Source organism: Burkholderia sp. 9777_1386 (genome assembly GCF_015712265.1).
Taxonomy (GTDB): Bacteria; Pseudomonadota; Gammaproteobacteria; order Burkholderiales; family Burkholderiaceae; genus Burkholderia; species Burkholderia cenocepacia.
Window position 1 is genome coordinate 1 of the sequence record NZ_JACCQB010000011.1, and the last position, 15438, is coordinate 15438.

11 protein-coding genes are annotated in these 15438 nt (G+C 66.1%); 1 reads left to right on the top strand and 10 read right to left on the bottom strand.

Translation table 11 applies throughout. The features are described 5' to 3' along the window. Positions 1–70: 70 nt before the first annotated feature. The gene (locus tag H0X91_RS11295; protein WP_059723587.1) at positions 71–1336 is read left to right on the top strand and encodes a M23 family metallopeptidase; all 1266 of its coding nucleotides are present in this window, start codon (positions 71–73) and stop codon (positions 1334–1336) included. Between the two features lie 162 nt (positions 1337–1498). Here the strand turns inward: H0X91_RS11295 and H0X91_RS11300 are convergent, their stop codons facing one another. The 10 genes from H0X91_RS11300 to H0X91_RS11345 form a co-directional block, all read right to left on the bottom strand. Next, positions 1499–2224: an amino acid ABC transporter permease gene (locus H0X91_RS11300; RefSeq protein ID WP_034201807.1), complete on the bottom strand. Its 726-nt coding sequence runs from the start codon at positions 2222–2224 to the stop codon at positions 1499–1501. 2 nt (positions 2225–2226) lie between these two features. Next, the gene (locus H0X91_RS11305) at positions 2227–2949 is read right to left on the bottom strand and encodes an amino acid ABC transporter permease (protein ID WP_006483961.1); all 723 of its coding nucleotides are present in this window, start codon (positions 2947–2949) and stop codon (positions 2227–2229) included. 94 nt (positions 2950–3043) lie between these two features. After that, a complete protein-coding gene (locus H0X91_RS11310; protein WP_196433044.1) occupies positions 3044–3859 on the bottom strand; it encodes an ABC transporter substrate-binding protein in 816 nt (271 codons plus the stop codon). A 457-nt stretch (positions 3860–4316) separates the two neighbouring features. Further along, complete coding sequence (locus tag H0X91_RS11315; protein WP_006483959.1) at positions 4317–5621, bottom strand: MFS family transporter; 1305 nt, start codon at positions 5619–5621, stop codon at positions 4317–4319. A gap of 232 nt (positions 5622–5853) precedes the next feature. Continuing rightward, the gene (locus H0X91_RS11320) at positions 5854–7533 is read right to left on the bottom strand and encodes a SpoVR family protein (protein WP_006483958.1); all 1680 of its coding nucleotides are present in this window, start codon (positions 7531–7533) and stop codon (positions 5854–5856) included. Beyond that, positions 7530–8798 (bottom strand): YeaH/YhbH family protein, encoded by a 1269-nt coding sequence (locus H0X91_RS11325; protein WP_006483957.1) that lies wholly within the window; start codon positions 8796–8798, stop codon positions 7530–7532. Before H0X91_RS11325 ends, H0X91_RS11320 begins: the two co-directional genes overlap by 4 nt. Positions 8799–8923: 125 nt before the next feature. Further along, positions 8924–10846, bottom strand: coding sequence for a PrkA family serine protein kinase (locus tag H0X91_RS11330; protein ID WP_006483964.1), 1923 nt, complete (start codon positions 10844–10846; stop codon positions 8924–8926). A gap of 551 nt (positions 10847–11397) precedes the next feature. Further along, entirely contained in the window at positions 11398–13161 is a 1764-nt protein-coding gene (locus H0X91_RS11335) for a methyl-accepting chemotaxis protein (RefSeq protein ID WP_196433045.1), read from the bottom strand. Positions 13162–13452: 291 nt separating this feature from the next. Further along, a complete protein-coding gene (rbsK, locus tag H0X91_RS11340; RefSeq protein ID WP_196433046.1) occupies positions 13453–14382 on the bottom strand; it encodes a ribokinase in 930 nt (309 codons plus the stop codon). After that, entirely contained in the window at positions 14379–15410 is a 1032-nt protein-coding gene (locus H0X91_RS11345; protein ID WP_006484167.1) for a LacI family DNA-binding transcriptional regulator, read from the bottom strand. The genes rbsK and H0X91_RS11345 overlap by 4 nt, the downstream gene beginning before the upstream one ends. Between the last annotated feature and the right edge of the window lie 28 nt (positions 15411–15438).

A 15438-nucleotide genomic window follows, 5' to 3' on the forward strand; every position in this document is an offset into this window, starting at 1 on the left:
CCGTTCGACGGTGTGCCGCCGGCGGCCCCCGCCCACACCCCTTTGAACCGCTTTCCTGGATGTGGACACCTTGGTCAAGTCTGTCGCAACCCCTGATGCCGTCGCGCCCGGTCGCGCGCAGCGCGCCGTGCGCGCGCTCGTGCCGGCCGCCGTGCTCGGCGCCCTCGCCGCATTCGGCCTCGCCGCCGCGCTGCCGGCCGTGTCGCAACTGCCGGGCGCCGTCGACTCGGGCACGGCCGCGCTGCCGCAGCGCGTGCTGTCCGATACGCCGTTTCCCACCGCGCAGCATTTCGTGACGAGCGAGCTCGCCCGCACGATCGGCGAGCGCAACGAACACCTCGATCGCAACGATCGCAGCCTGCAGCCGGGCCTGTTCGCGCCGCTCAGCGCGCATCGCAACGACATGCTCGGCTATGCGAGCCTGTTCCAGTTCGCGGCGCCCGACCACCAGCAAGGCATGCGCGCCGGCGACATCGAACTCACGCTGTCCGATACGCTGAACCGTCTCGACGTGCCGCCCGAGGTGCGCATCCAGCTCGGCGATCTCGTCACCGGCAAGGTCGCGATGCGCGCGAGTGCGCAGCGCGGCGACTATTACCGCGTCGCGTTCGACACGCACGACGGCACGCCGCGCCTCACCGCGCTCGAGCTGCGCGTCGCCGGCCGCACGTTCGGCGCGATCTGGTTCCGCGCGCCGGGCGCCGAGCACGGCGCGTACTACACGCTCGACGGCTCGCCGCTCGAAGCCGCCGCGTTCACGATGCCGGTCAAGTGGACGCGCATCAGCTCGTTCTTCGGCGAGCGCATCCATCCGCTGTCGCAGGCGATGGCGTTCCATACGGGCGTCGATCTCGCCGCGCCGAGCGGCACGCCGGTCGATGCGGCGGCCGACGGCGTCGTGTCGTTCGTCGGCACCGATCCGGGCGGCTATGGCCGCTATGTGATCGTCGATCATGCGGACGGCTATTCGACCTACTACGCGCACCTGTCCGCGTTCGCTCGCGGGCTCAAGACCGGCGAAACGGTGAAGCAGGGGCAACGTATCGGTTCGGTCGGGATGACGGGCGCGGCGACCGGCCCGCACCTGCATTTCGAGGTGCGGGTCGCGAACGATCCGGTCGATCCGCTCGTCACGCTGGCCAGCGCGCAGACGGCGCTGTCGGACATGCAACTCACCGCGTTCCGCCAGGAAGCCGCGCAATGGCGCTTGCGCCTCGCGTCGATCAATACGACGCCGTTCGCGTTCACGCAGAACGACGGGCCGCTGTGGGGCGATTTCGCGACCGGCCCGTCGACGCTGCGCGCGGTTTTCGATACGCACTACAGCGCGTCATGACGCTGACGTCCTGAAGCGTCCGGGCACCTCGGCCTCATCGGCACCACCGCGCGCGTCGTCGCTCGAATCACGGCGACGCGGCCCGCTGATGATGGTCGCCCATCATCCATCTTCATCACCGAAAGCGCGCGCACGCATTGGACGCGGCTCGCCGGCCCACCGTTACCGTGCGGGTTCCGTGCGCTCGGCCGTCGCCTGCGCCGCACGTTGCGTGCGCGGCCCCCGCGACAGCAGCCAGCGCGCCGCGCCATCGAGCGACGTGCACAGCACCAGATAGATCAGCGCGACGAACAGGAAGATCGGCGCCGGATACACCATCAGCCGGTTGTTCACCTGCGTCGCGACGAACGACAGTTCCGGCACGCCAACGATATACGCGAGCGACGTGTCCTTCACGAGCGCGACCCACTGGTTGACGAACGACGGCGTCATGATCCGGATCGCCTGCGGCAGCAGCACGTAGCGCACCGTCTGCCAGCGCGTGAGCCCGAGCGACAGCCCGGCCTGCCATTGCCCGTCGCCCGCCGCGACGATCCCCGCATGCACCGCATGCGCGAGATACGCGCCACCGATCAGCGCCAGCGCGCACACGACCGTCGCGAGCCCCGGCACGTCCATGTGCAGCAGCACGGGCATCAAGAAATACGTCCAGAAGATCAGCATCAGCACCGGAATCGCGCGGAAGAAGCCGATGACCGCGAGCAGCAGCATGCGCGCCGGGCCGCGCGCGAGCGCCATCGCGACACCGAGCGCCACGCCGAGCACGGCCGACGCGACCGCGGACGCGAGCGCCAGCACCAGGGAAAGCGCGGCGCCGCCGAGCGGGCCGTCCGGAAACGCGCCGACCAACAGGTACGGCAGATTCGAGAGCAACAGCGAAAGATCCATCGTCAGCGTCCCGCTCCGAGCCGGTCGCGCCATTGCGTGGCCGCATACGCGCCGGCCTCGATCGCGGCCACCGCCGCGACGTACAGCACGGTCGCGACACCGAACGCGGCGAAGGTCTGGAACGTCTCCGTCTCGACCTGCCGCGACGCATACGACAGCTCGGCCACGCCGATCGCCATCGCGAGCGACGAGTTCTTCACGAGATTCATGTATTGGCCGAACAGCGGCGGCAGCGCGATGCGCACGGCCTGCGGCAGCACCACGTAGCGCAGCGACTGCATCGGCGTGAGGCCGAGCGCGGCCGCCGCGTCGTGTTGCGCGCGCCGCACGCCGCGCAAACCGGCTTCGCATTCCTCGGCGACGAAGGCAGCCGTATAGGCGCTCAACCCGACCCAGCCCGCCACGAATTCGAACGACGGCCACGCGAGCGTGACCGGGCCCACGCTCACCGCATGGCGCGCATTGAGCCACGCGATCCACGTATCGGGCAGCAACGACGCGACGCCGAAATACCAGAACAGCAACTGCACGAGCAGCGGCGTGTTGCGGAACGCGACGACGTACGCGGCAGCGACCGTGCGCGGCGCCCTGCCGCGCGCATGCCGCATCACGGCGAGCAGCAACCCGCCGACGGTCGCGGCGACGGCCGACGCGGCCGCGAGGCCGAGTGTCAGCAGGAAACCCTGCCAGAGCCAGGACAGATATTTGGGAGCCAACCCGAGCATGCTGGGGAGCGCGCACGACGCGCGCGGTCGGATGAAAACGAAAAGCGCCGCGCGGCCGAGGTTCCGGCCAAACGCGGCGCGCGTGCGGCAGCGGTCAGGTCTTGTCGCCGATCCGGAAAATGCGCGTGAGCGGCGTTTTCGTCGTCGGCCCGAACCATGCGTCGTAGATCTGCGTCGCGCGGCCGTTCGCCTCGAGCCCCTTCAGCGTGTCGTTGACGAAGCCGAGCAGGCGCGTCTCGCCCTTCGGCACGCCGACGCCCATGTAGTCGTTCGAGATCGTGAACGCCGGGATCTCGTAGTTCTGCTTGTCGGGCACGTTCGCGAGCAGGCCGATCAGCTTCGGGCCGTCCTGCGTGATGGCCTGCACGTTGCCGGCGCGCAACGCGGCGAACGCGAACGGCGTGTCGTCGTACGCGACGATCGTCGCCTTCGGGAATTTCTCGCGCAGCGTGATTTCGTTGGTCGTGCCCTTGTCGGCGCCGACGCGCAGGCCGTTCAATTGGTCGGCCGATTTCAGCACGCCCTTCTTCGCGAGAAATTGCTGGCCCGACGAGAAATACGGGATGCTGAAGTCGACCTGCTTCGCACGCTCGTCGGTGATCGTGAAGTTCGCGAGCACGAGGTCGACCTTGCCGGACGTCAGGAACGGGATGCGGTTCGCGGGGTTGGTCGGTTGCAGCTGCAGCTTCACGCCGAGCTTGTCGGCGAGCGCCATCGCGTAATCGACGTCGAGACCGACGATGTGATTGCTTTTCGCGTCGACATAGCCGAACGGCGGATTGCTGTCGAACGTCGCGACGCGCAGCACCCCGGCCTTCTTGATGTCGTCGAGACGGTCTGCATGGGCGACGGTGCCTGCGGTAACGAGCGCGACTCCGATGAGCCACGTAGCGAGCGTGTTGATTTTCATGAGCACGACCTGATTTGTTATGGAGGCCGCCGCGGATCGCGCGGCGGCACGGTTCGAAGAACATCGCGACGGAGTGTGTCGTCGCGAAGCCGCTAACGTATCAGCGCGTGCGGCGAATCCGAACCAACAAATGGTGCTTTGCTCTGCGGGTTTCGTGATGAAGCAGACGGGCTGCGGGCACGCATTGCCGCCGCGCAAAAAAAGACGCCCGCTGCACGCAGCGGGCGCGAATCCCAGTCAAGGAGGTGTCACACGAACTACGCAGTCAGATTAAGGAAATCGGCCGCCACGGACAACGAATCGATTTCCATATCGATATGACGCGGCGCGTTCATGCCGGCACCTGGCCTGTCGAACCGCGGGTGCCGTCACATGCGCGATTGCACGTCGCAAAAAAAACGTCCCGCCAATCGGCGGGACGTTCGTCATGATGCGAGTACGCGCGACGCGCGGCCGATCACGGCTCGTGACGCAGGTACCCTTCCTTGCTCGGATCGCGCATCCGCCACGACACGATCAGCGAGATCGCGCACAGCGCGGTCACGTACCAGTAGAACGTTTCCTCGCTGCCGATCGACTTGAACCACAGCGCGACGTACTCGGCCGAGCCGCCGAAGATCGCGTTCGCCACCGCGTACGACAGGCCGACGCCCATCGCGCGCACCTCCGGCGGGAACATCTCGGCCTTGATCAGGCCGCTGATCGACGTGTAGAAGCTGACGATCGCCAGCGCCACCGTGATCAGCACGAACGCGGCCACCGGGCTCGTCACGCCCTTCAGCGCATGCATCAGCGGCACCGTGCCGATCACCGCGAACGCACCGAACAGGATCATCGACGTGCGGCGGCCGATCTTGTCCGACAGCGCGCCGAACACCGGCTGCATCAGCATGTAGACGAGCAGCGCGACGGTCATCACGTTGCTGGCCGTCTTCGCGTGCATGCCGGCCGTGTTCACGAGGTACTTCTGCATGTACGTCGTGAACGTGTAGAAGATCAGCGAGCCGCCGGCCGTGAAGCCGACCACCGTGAAGAACGCCCCCTTGTGCTGCCACACGCCGCGGATCGTGCCTGCGTCCTTCTTGTCGCGCGATGCGCTCGTCGACGTCTCGTCGAGCGACTTGCGCAGGTACAGCGAGATCAGCGCGGCCGCCGCGCCGACCACGAACGGAATGCGCCAGCCCCACGCTTTCAGCTCGCCGGCCGACAGCGTCTGCTGCAGGATCACGAGCACCAGCAGCGCGCACAGCTGGCCGCCGATCAGCGTCACGTACTGGAACGACGCGAAGAAGCCGCGACGGCCCTTCAGCGCCACTTCACTCATATAGGTCGCGCTCGTCCCGTACTCGCCGCCCACCGACAGGCCCTGGAACAGGCGCGCGACCAGCAGCAGCGCCGGCGCGAGCGCGCCGATCTGCGCGTAGGTCGGCAGCACCGCGATCACGAGCGACCCGCCGCACATCATCAGCACCGAGATCATCATCGCCGCGCGACGGCCATGACGGTCGGCGATGCGGCCGAACAGCCAGCCGCCGATCGGACGCATCAGGAAGCCGGCCGCGAACACGCCGGCGGTGTTCAGCAGCTGCGTCGTCGTGTTGCCGCTCGGGAAGAACGCCGGCGCGAAGTACAGCGCGCAGAACGAGTAGATGTAGAAGTCGAACCATTCGACGAGGTTGCCCGATGAGGCGCCGACGATGGCGAACACGCGTCGCCGGGTGTCATGCGCGGACAGCGCAGCTTGGTCGGTCTGGACGTCCATGGGTTGGTCTGTTCCTTTTAGTGCTTTCTGGGCGAGACGGCCGGGGCCGCCGCGTGCGGTCGCACGTGGCACCGGTTCCGGCGCACGGCGCTACGGGATTTTAGCGAAATGTAAAGTAACAAGCGCTCCGGGTTCGTCCGGATGTAGAAAATTTTTCTCCTGCCACGTGTTCGTCATATGAAAACGCCAGCCCGCAGGCTGGCGTCCTATGCAAACATTGTCGACGCGACGATCACACGCGCACTTCCGGCGGCACGTAGCGGCACTCGTAGCGCTTGCGCACGGTGCCGGCCTCGTCGACGCTCTCCAGGTACACGTCGAACTGCCAGAGCCGCGCCATGTGCTTGAGCACTTCGTCGCTGTCGTTCGACAGATGGCGGTTGTCGGTCATGAAGTGGCGCAGCGTGAGGCTGCGGTCGCCGCGCGTGTTGACGGCCCACACCTGGATGTTCGGCTCGCGGTGATGGATGTCGTACTGCCGAGACAACGCCTGCCGCACGTACTGGTAGCCGGAATCGTCGTGGATCGCCGATACCTCGAGCGAATCGCGCATGTCGTCGTCGAGCACCGAGAAGAGCCGCATCTCGCGGATCAGGTTCGGCGACAGGTACTGCGCGATGAAGCTCTCGTCCTTGAAGTTGCGCATCGCGTAGTGCATCGCCGGCAGCCACGGCGTGCCCGCGATCTCCGGAAACCACTTGTAGTCTTCCTCCGTCGGCGCTTCGCAGATCCGGCGGATGTCGCTCATCATCGAGAAACCGAGCGCATACGGGTTGATCCCGCTGTAGTACGGCTTCGTGACGGGCGGCTGGTAGACCACGTTGCTGTGCGAGTGCAGGAACTCCATCATGAAGCCGTCTTCCAGCTTCCCCTGGTTGTACAGCGTATTGAGCAGCGTGTAGTGCCAGAACGTCGCCCAGCCTTCGTTCATCACCTGCGTCTGTCGTTGCGGATAGAAATACTGGCCGATCTTGCGCACGATGCGGATCACTTCCCGCTCCCACGGTTCGAGCAGCGGCGCATTCTTCTCCGCGAAATACAGCAGGTTCTCCTGCGGCTCGGGCGGATAGCGGTCCTCCTGCTCCTCCGTGAGCTCGGGCTTCTTGCCCGGCAGCGTGCGCCACAGTTCGTTCACCTGCGACTGCAGGTACGCCTCGCGCTCGCGCCGCAGCGCCGCTTCCTTCGACAGCGACGGTTTCTGCGGCCGCTTGTAGCGGTCGACGCCGTAATTCATCAGCGCATGGCACGAGTCGAGCAGTTCCTCGACGCGATCGAGGCCGTAGCGCTCCTCGCATTCCGCGACGTAGTTCTTCGCGTACACGAGGTAGTCGATGATCGCGTGCGCGTCGGTCCACAGGCGGAACAGGTAATTGCCCTTGAAGAACGAGTTGTGCCCGTACGCCGCGTGCGCGATGACGAGCGCCTGCATCGTCATCGTGTTCTCTTCCATCAGATACGCGATGCACGGGTTCGAATTGATGACGATTTCGTAGGCGAGGCCCATCTGGCCGCGACGATAGCTCTTCTCGGTCGCGAGAAAGTGCTTGCCGAACGACCAGTGACGGTAGTTGACGGGCATCCCGACCGACGCATACGCATCCATCATCTGCTCGGCGCTGATCAGTTCGAGCTGGATCGGGTAGATGTCGAGCTCGTATTGTTCGGCGACCTGCGAGATGTGCGTGTCGTATTCCTCGAGCAATTCGAACGTCCAGTCGGACGGGCACGGCAGCGGCTTGCGTTCGGCAACGTTCATACGCGCTTCCTTTTGCCCGGAACCGGGCAAGTCGGCGGCCGGCGGCGATGGTTCGGCCTGCCCATGTTGCTGCGGTGCGGCAGGACCGGCCGTGTCGTCGCCGGAAGGGCGCGGCTCGTAGCCGCGCGACTCGTTGTGCAGATGGCGGGTCGTCATGACATTTCCACCTGCTTTTCGAACAATTCGCGAAACACCGGGTAAATGTCCGCAGCCGATTCCACTTTTTTCATCGCGAGATGCGGTTGCGACAGGGCCAGTTGCGCGTATTCCAGCCACAGATTCTGCTCTTCCGGCGCGACCTGGATATACGCGAAGTAACGCGTCTGAGTGAGGATATCCTCTTCCAGGATTTTGCGACACTTGGGCGAATCGTCAGTCCAGTTGTCGCCGTCGGACGCCTGCGCGCCGTAGATATTCCACTCGGTCGGCGAGTAGCGCTCGCTCATCACCTTGCGCATCAGTTCCAGCGCGCTCGACACGACGGTGCCGCCGCTTTCGGTCGAATGGAAGAAGGTGTCCTCGTCGACTTCCTCGGCGCGCGTGTGGTGGCGAATGAACACCACCTCGATGCGCTCGTAGTTGCGCTTGAGGAACAGGTACAGCAGGATGAAGAAGCGCTTCGCGAGATCCTTGCGCTGCTCGTCCATCGAGCCGGATACGTCCATCAGGCAGAACATCACGGCCTGGCTCGACGGTTGCGGCTGCTTCACGCGATTGATGTAGCGCAGGTCGAACGGATCGATGAACGGAATCCGCCAGATGCGCCCTTTCAGATGATGGATCTCGGCCTCGAGCGTCGCGATTTCGGCGCGGCGGTCTTCGGGGTCGTTCTTCAGCGCTTCGAGCTGCGCCTCGAGCTCGCGCAGCTCGTTGACGAGCGGCGAGCCGAGCGCGATGCGCCGGCCGAGCGCGCTGCGCAGCGAACGCACGACGTCGATGTTGTTCGGCGTGCCTTCCGCCGACCAGCCCGCGCGCACGTTCTTCCAGCTCGGCACCGTCAGCAGGTGCGTCTTCACGAGGCGCGGCAGTTCGAGGTCGTCGAAGAAGTACTGCATGAACTCGTCGCGCGACAGCTCGAACACGAAGTCGTCCTGCCCTTCGCCCTCGTTGCTCGCCTGACTGCCTCCGCCGCCCGAGCCGCCCTGCGGACGCGGGATCTTGTCGCCGCGCACGTAGTCCTCGTTGCCGGGGTGCACGTACTCGCGACGCCCGCCCGGCGCGTGCCGGAAATTCGGCTCCGCGATGTCCTTGCGCGGGATCGTGATGCTCTGCGTGCTCTGGATATCCTTGATGCTACGGTCGCGCACCGCGTCGGACACGGCACGACGAATGTAGTTCTTGACGCGACGCAGAAAGCGTTCGCGATTGGCGATGCTCTTGTTCTTGCCGGCCAGCCTGCGGTCGATGATTTGATGAAGCACTCCCGGTCTCCCGCTCGAAAGTCGATACGCCGGGACGCTCGCCGCACATGCCGTCTGCCGTCATGCGGGCGGCGTCTCTGAAAGCGCCCGTACGGACTCGCCGTACGGGCACGGTACCGCGCGCGTCATGACGACTTGCGCACGCGCAGGTACCAGTCGCAAAGCAGCCTCACCTGCTTCGGCGTATAGCCCTTCGCGACCATCCGGTTCACAAAGTCCTCATGCTTGCGCTGCTCCTCCGCCGAACCCTTGGCGTTGAATGAAATCACCGGCAACAGTTCCTCGGTGTTCGAGAACATCTTCTTCTCGATCACGACGCGCAACTTTTCGTAGCTCGTCCACACGGGGTTCTTGCCGGCGTTCGCCGCCCGCGCGCGCAACACGAAGTTCACGATCTCGTTGCGGAAATCCTTCGGATTGCTGATCCCGGCCGGCTTCTCGATCTTCTCCAGCTCCGCGTTCAGCGCGGCGCGGTCGAAGCTCTCGCCGGTATCGTGATCGCGGAATTCCTGATCCTGGATCCAGAAGTCCGCATACGTGACGTAGCGATCGAAGATGTTCTGGCCGTATTCCGAATACGACTCGAGATACGCGGTCTGGATCTCCTTGCCGATGAACTCCGCGTAGCGCGACGCGAGCACGTCCTTCACGAACGACAGGTACTTCTGCTCCGTTTCCGGCGGGAACTGCTCGCGCTCGATCTGCTGTTCGAGCACGTACATCAGGTGCACCGGGTTCGCCGCGACCTCACTCGTATCGAAGTTGAACACGCGCGACAGGATCTTGAACGCGAAGCGGGTCGACACGCCGGTCATCCCTTCGTCCACGCCCGCGTAGTCGCGATACTCCTGGTACGACTTCGCCTTCGGATCGGTGTCCTTCAGGTTTTCGCCGTCGTACACCTGCATCTTCGAGAACAGGCTCGAATTCTCCGGCTCGTGCAGCCGCGACAGCACCGAGAACTGCGACATCATCTTCAGCGTGCCCGGTGCGCACACGGCCTCGGCCAGCGACGAGTTGCGGATCAGCTTTTCGTAGATCTTGATCTCTTCCGACACGCGCAGGCAGTACGGCACCTTCACGACGAAGATCCGGTCGAGCAGCGCCTCGTTGTTGCGGTTGTTGCGGAACGCCTTCCATTCCGACTCGTTCGAGTGCGCGAGAATCACGCCGTCGAACGGAATCGCGCCGAAACCTTCGGTACCCTTGAAGTTGCCTTCCTGCGTGGCGGTCAGCAGCGGGTGCAGCACCTTGATCGGCGCCTTGAACATTTCGACGAATTCGAGCAGGCCCTGGTTCGCGAGACACAGGCCGCCCGAGTAGCTGTAGGCGTCGGCATCGTCCTGCGCATACTGTTCGAGCTTGCGGATATCGACCTTGCCGACCAGCGACGAGATGTCCTGATTGTTCTCGTCGCCCGGCTCGGTCTTCGCGATGCCGACCTGCCGCAGGATCGACGGATAGCGGCGCACCACGCGGAACTGGCGGATGTCGCCGTTGTATTCGTGCAGGCGCTTGACGGCCCACGGACTCAGGATGCTTTTCAGGTAGCGGCGCGGAATGCCGTACTGTTCCTCGAGGATCGGACCATCCTCGTCGTAGTCGAACAGCCCGAGCGGCGATTCGTTGACGGGCGAGCCCTTCAGCGAATAGAACGGCACGCGCTCCATCAGTTGCTTCAGGCGCTCGGCGATCGACGACTTGCCGCCGCCCACCGGGCCCAGCAGATAGAGGATCTGCTTCTTCTCTTCAAGGCCTTGCGCAGCGTGGCGGAAATACGCGACCACCTGCTCGATCACCTCCTCCATTCCGTAGAACTCACGGAATGCCGGATACACCTTGATGACCTTGTTCGCGAAGATCCGCGACAAGCGCGGGTCGTTGCGGGTGTCGATCTGTTCAGGTTCCCCGATTGCTTCCAGCATGCGTTCACCAGCCGTCGCGTACGCGGATGGATCGTTCTTGCAGAGCGCGAGATACTCCTCCAGCGAGAGCTCTTCCTCTCGCGTTTTTTCGAAGCGGTTCGCGAAGCTGCTGTAAATATCCATGCTACCTCCCTCGCCTGAGTCTGAAGACGTGCCTGCCTTCGTATGACTGCGCAGAAGCAAGCGCGTTCGAATTCATCCTAAACCCTTTCTTATTTTTTTTCACGAACTCTTCGTATGAAGTTCGTCATTCTCGACAACACCGCTTGGACAACGCATTTCGCCGTTTTACAATTGATCTCCCGAGCCGCAGAAACTGCATCCGCCGCGTCTCGTCGAACATCGAAACGTCTCGTGCGTTGGACACCGCCGACGTCGCCACTTCTGCCCTTCATCCCTATACGTTCGAGCAGTCGCGTGCGATGACACGCCGCGCGCACCGTTACAAATTTTTTTCGCAGTCCCTTACGGACATACCCGTACGACGAGCGCGGGAACATGACGTGCACGCAGCGCGTTCCTGCGTCTCCGTCGACCGGCGACGCGCACTGCACGCGACGACGCACGATCGATCGTCCGCGCTGTCACATTTCGTCCGTTGCGGAAACGACGACGCCCGCTGATCGCGGGCGTCGTTCGTCACCAAATGGGGATAGATACACGGCGCGCGCCGATCAGAACGTCTCCCAGTCGTCGCCGCCGGCGGTCGCGGCAGCCTGTGCGGGCGCGGGCGCGGCCGATGCGGCGACAGGCTGGCGCGCCGGCATCGCGGCAGGCGCGCGTTTCGGCGCGGCGTCGCGTTCGACGCGCGCGGCAGCCGGTGCAGGCGCCGCGACCGGCGCGCGCGGCGCATGACGCGCCGCAACCGCGACGGCGGTGCCCGCGCGCGCCGTTTCGTCGTCGAGCTGGAATACCGCCGCCGTTTCGCGCAGGCGCGCCGCCTGTTCGTCGAGCGATTGCGCGGCAGCCGCGGCTTCCTCGACGAGCGCAGCGTTCTGCTGCGTGACCTCGTCCATTTGCGCGACCGCACGCGCCACCTGGTCGATCCCGCCGCTCTGCTCCTCGGACGCCGCCGCGATCTCGCCCATGATATCCGTCACGCGCTGGACCGCGCCGATCACGTCGCTCATCGTGCGCCCGGCTTCGTCGACCAGCGTCGAGCCGGTCCGGATACGTTCCACCGACGCGTCGATCAGCGCCTTGATTTCCTTCGCCGCACTCGACGAACGCTGCGCGAGGCTGCGCACTTCGCCCGCGACGACCGCGAAGCCGCGGCCTTCCTCGCCCGCCCGCGCGGCTTCGACGGCCGCATTCAGCGCAAGAATGTTGGTCTGGAACGCGATTCCCTCGATGATCGCGATGATGTCCGCGATTTTCGCCGAGCTGTCGTTGATTTCGCCCATCGTGCCGACCACCTGGCCGACCACCGTATTGCCCTTGTTTGCAATCTCGGACGCGTTCGCGGCCAGCGAGCTTGCCTGGCGCGCATTGTCCGCATTCTGCTTCACGGTGCCGGTCAGCTGCTCCATGCTCGACGCGGTTTCCTGCAGCGCCGCCGCCTGCTCCTCGGTACGCGACGACAGGTCGATGTTGCCGGCCGCGATCTGGCGGGCCGCGGTCGCGATCGACTCGCTGCCGCCGCGCACGGTGCGCACCGTGTCGACGAGCCCGCGCTGCATCCGCGCGAGGCCTTCCAGCAACTGGCCCATCTCGTCGCGCCGGTCGACGACGATCGGCCGGCGCAGGTCGCCCGCGGAGATCGCGTCGAAATGCGCCAGCGCGTCGGCGATCGGGCGTCCGATCGCGCGGCTCAGCGTCAGCCACGACAGCACCGCGGCGCCGATGCCGGCCAGCAGCACGACGATCGACAGCACGCGCATCGTCTCGAATACCGATTCCGCCCGGTCGAAGCGCGCCTGCGCATCGGTGAACTGGAAGGTGCGCAGCGCTTCGCCGGCCACGGCCAGCTCGTTATAGCGCGCCTGGAGCTGCTTCGCGCCCTCGCCGATCCGGTCGTGATCGCCGGCCGCGACCGCACTCCCGAACGCGTCGCAGCTGTCCTGCAGCACCTTGCGCCGGGCGGCGACCTCCTGGGCGAGCCGGTCCTCGTCCGCGCCGCGCGGCAGCGCCAGGTATTTCTGCCACCACGCGTCGGACTGCACGCGCATCGCGCGGCTGCGGTCGACGGCCGCCGCCGAGTCGGGCGTGCCGGCCAGCAGCGCCGCCCGGTCGAGTGCGAGACGCTCGCGCGCGGCGAACATTTCCGAGACCGCCACGTTGACCGCGCTCGGCATCTGGTTCGTGAAAATTTCGCGCGTCGAATCGTTCGAACGCGTCATCCCGTACAGACCGAGCACGCCGGTGATACCCAGCAGTACCGCCAGAAACGCCATCGTCAAACCGATGCGCGCACGAATCGTCAGGTTCCTGAACACCATCATCCATCCTGTGTTGCGTCGTCATGAACGGGCCAGGCCCGTTGGCTCGAAGCATTGCTTCACTCGGTGCATTTACGACCGTGCGGCGCATAACTTGATGGTTTTCGCGTCATTATTTCGAATTATTCGTCTGTTTATTACAGACGACTGAATAATTGACGCAATTCGGGGCGGGATGGTGAAGCGGGCAGGAAAGGCGCGCCGGTACGCGAACGCGTTGCCGGCGGCGCGAGCGGCCGTCTCGTGCGGCGAACCGGCCGCGTGTCGGAATTTTGAACCGCGGATCCGACCCTAGTCGGCCAGTTCGGCGCGGGTCGGAATCGACGGCTGCGCGCCCGCGCGCGTGACCGACAGCGCCGCCGCGCGTTGCGCGAAGCGGATGGCCGCGTCGACGTCCGCGCCGGCCGCGAGCCGCGCGGAAAAGCCGCCGATGAAGGTGTCGCCGGCCGCCGTCGTGTCGACGGCCTGCACGACCGGCGCCGGATAATGCCGCGCGGCGCCGTCGGCCGTCAGCGCGAGCACGCCGCGCGCGCCGAGTGTGACCAGCACGTTGCGCGCGCCGCCGGCTTGCAGCGCCCGCGCGGCGGCCTCGGCCTCCGCCGGATCGCGCACCGGCAGCCCGGTCAGCGCGGCCGCCTCGACCTCGTTCGGGATCAGGTAGTCGACGAGCGGCAGCCAGCCCTCCGGCAGCGGTGCGACGGCCGGAGCCGGATTGAGCACCACCGTGCGGCCAAGCCGGCGCCCGGCCGACAGTGCCGCGAACACCGCGTCCGGCGGCGTCTCGAACTGGCAGATCAGCACGTCGGCCGCCGCCAGCGCGGCTTCGTGCCGCGCGATCGTGTCGGTCGTGACCTCGCCGTTGCCGCCCGCGACGATCACGATCGCGTTCTGGCTCGCATCGTCGACGACGATCAGCGCGACGCCGGTCGACGCCGACGCGCTGGTCGCGAGCCCCGTGCAGTCGATTCCCTCGGCCTCCAGGCCCGCGCGCAGTGCCGCGCCGTGCGCATCCGCGCCGACGCAGCCGATCATCGTGACCTGCGCGCCCAGCCGGGCCGCGGCGACGGCCTGGTTGCCGCCCTTGCCGCCCGCCGCCTGCGCGAACGCATGCCCGGCGAGCGTTTCGCCCGGCAGCGGCAGCCGCGGCGCCCGCACGACGAGATCCATGTTGAGGCTGCCGACCACCGTCACGCGGCCGGCGCCCGGTGCGTTCGCCGTCATGCGCGACCGCCCGGTGCGGCCGGCTCGCGGTAGACCGCCGTCGATTCGCGCAGCACGAGGCGCGGCGACACGACGCGACGGCGGCTCGGCACGGCGGTCGAACCGCCGCCGATCCGTTCGATCAGCGTCTGCGCGGCCATTTCGCCGAGCGCGCGCACCGACTGGCCGACCGTCGACAGCGCCGGATACGTGTAGCGGGAAAATTCGATGTCGTCGAACCCGATGATCGAACAGTCGTCGGGCACGCGCATCCCGCGCTCGGCCGCCGCGCGCAGCGCGCCGACGCCCATCAGGTCGTTGCCCGCGAAGATCGCGCTCGGCCGCACCGATTCGAACAGCCGCGATGCCGCGTGATAGCCGCCCAGGCACGAGAAATCGCTTTCGGCGATCGCGCCCGGCACGATGTCGACCCCGCGCTCGGCCATCGCGCGGATGAAGCCGTGCACGCGCATCGCGCTGACGGCGGTGTCGGTCGGCCCGGTGATGCAGCCGATCTTCGCGTGCCCGAGTTCGAGCAGGTGGCGCGTGGCCAGGTACGCGCCGCGTTCGTGGTCGATCTGCACGAGATCGGCCGCGAGCCCCTCGATGTTGCGGTCGACGACGACGAGCGGCGCGTGCGTGTCGGCGAGCGTCTGCGCGAGCACCGCGTCCTCGCCCGCCGACGCGACGATCAGCCCGTCGATGCGCTTTTCCTGCAGCACGCGCAGGTAGTTGCGCTGCTTCACGGGATCGTCGTCCGAATTGCAGAAGAACACGCAATAGCCGTTGGCCGCGCACTGATCCTCGATACCGCGCGCAAGCTCGGCGAAGTACGGATTCGTGCTGTTCGGCACGACGAGGCCGATCGTCGCCGTCGCCCGCGCCTTCAGCGAGCGCGCCACGGCCGACGGCACGTAATTCAGCTCGCGGATCGCGCCCTCGACCTTCGCACGCACATCCGCGGACACCGGCCGCGAATTGTTCACCACGTGCGAGACGGTCGTAAACGACACGCCCGCCATGGCCGCCACATCCTTGATCGTCGCCATTTCCCGTTTCTCTCTGGTCTGTTCTGTC

Excerpts from the sequence above, each read along its gene's own strand:
- H0X91_RS11300 (WP_034201807.1), bottom strand. The coding sequence starts at position 2,224 with ATGGATCTTTCGCTGTTGCTCTCGAATCTGCCGTACCTGTTGGTCGGC.
- H0X91_RS11305 (WP_006483961.1), bottom strand. The coding sequence starts at position 2,949 with ATGCTCGGGTTGGCTCCCAAATATCTGTCCTGGCTCTGGCAGGGTTTC.
- H0X91_RS11310 (WP_196433044.1), bottom strand. The coding sequence starts at position 3,859 with ATGAAAATCAACACGCTCGCTACGTGGCTCATCGGAGTCGCGCTCGTT.
- H0X91_RS11315 (WP_006483959.1), bottom strand. The coding sequence starts at position 5,621 with ATGGACGTCCAGACCGACCAAGCTGCGCTGTCCGCGCATGACACCCGG.
- H0X91_RS11320 (WP_006483958.1), bottom strand. The coding sequence starts at position 7,533 with ATGACGACCCGCCATCTGCACAACGAGTCGCGCGGCTACGAGCCGCGC.
- H0X91_RS11330 (WP_006483964.1), bottom strand. The coding sequence starts at position 10,846 with ATGGATATTTACAGCAGCTTCGCGAACCGCTTCGAAAAAACGCGAGAG.
- H0X91_RS11335 (WP_196433045.1), bottom strand. The coding sequence starts at position 13,161 with ATGGTGTTCAGGAACCTGACGATTCGTGCGCGCATCGGTTTGACGATG.
- rbsK (WP_196433046.1), bottom strand. The coding sequence starts at position 14,382 with ATGACGGCGAACGCACCGGGCGCCGGCCGCGTGACGGTGGTCGGCAGC.
- H0X91_RS11345 (WP_006484167.1), bottom strand. The coding sequence starts at position 15,410 with ATGGCGACGATCAAGGATGTGGCGGCCATGGCGGGCGTGTCGTTTACG.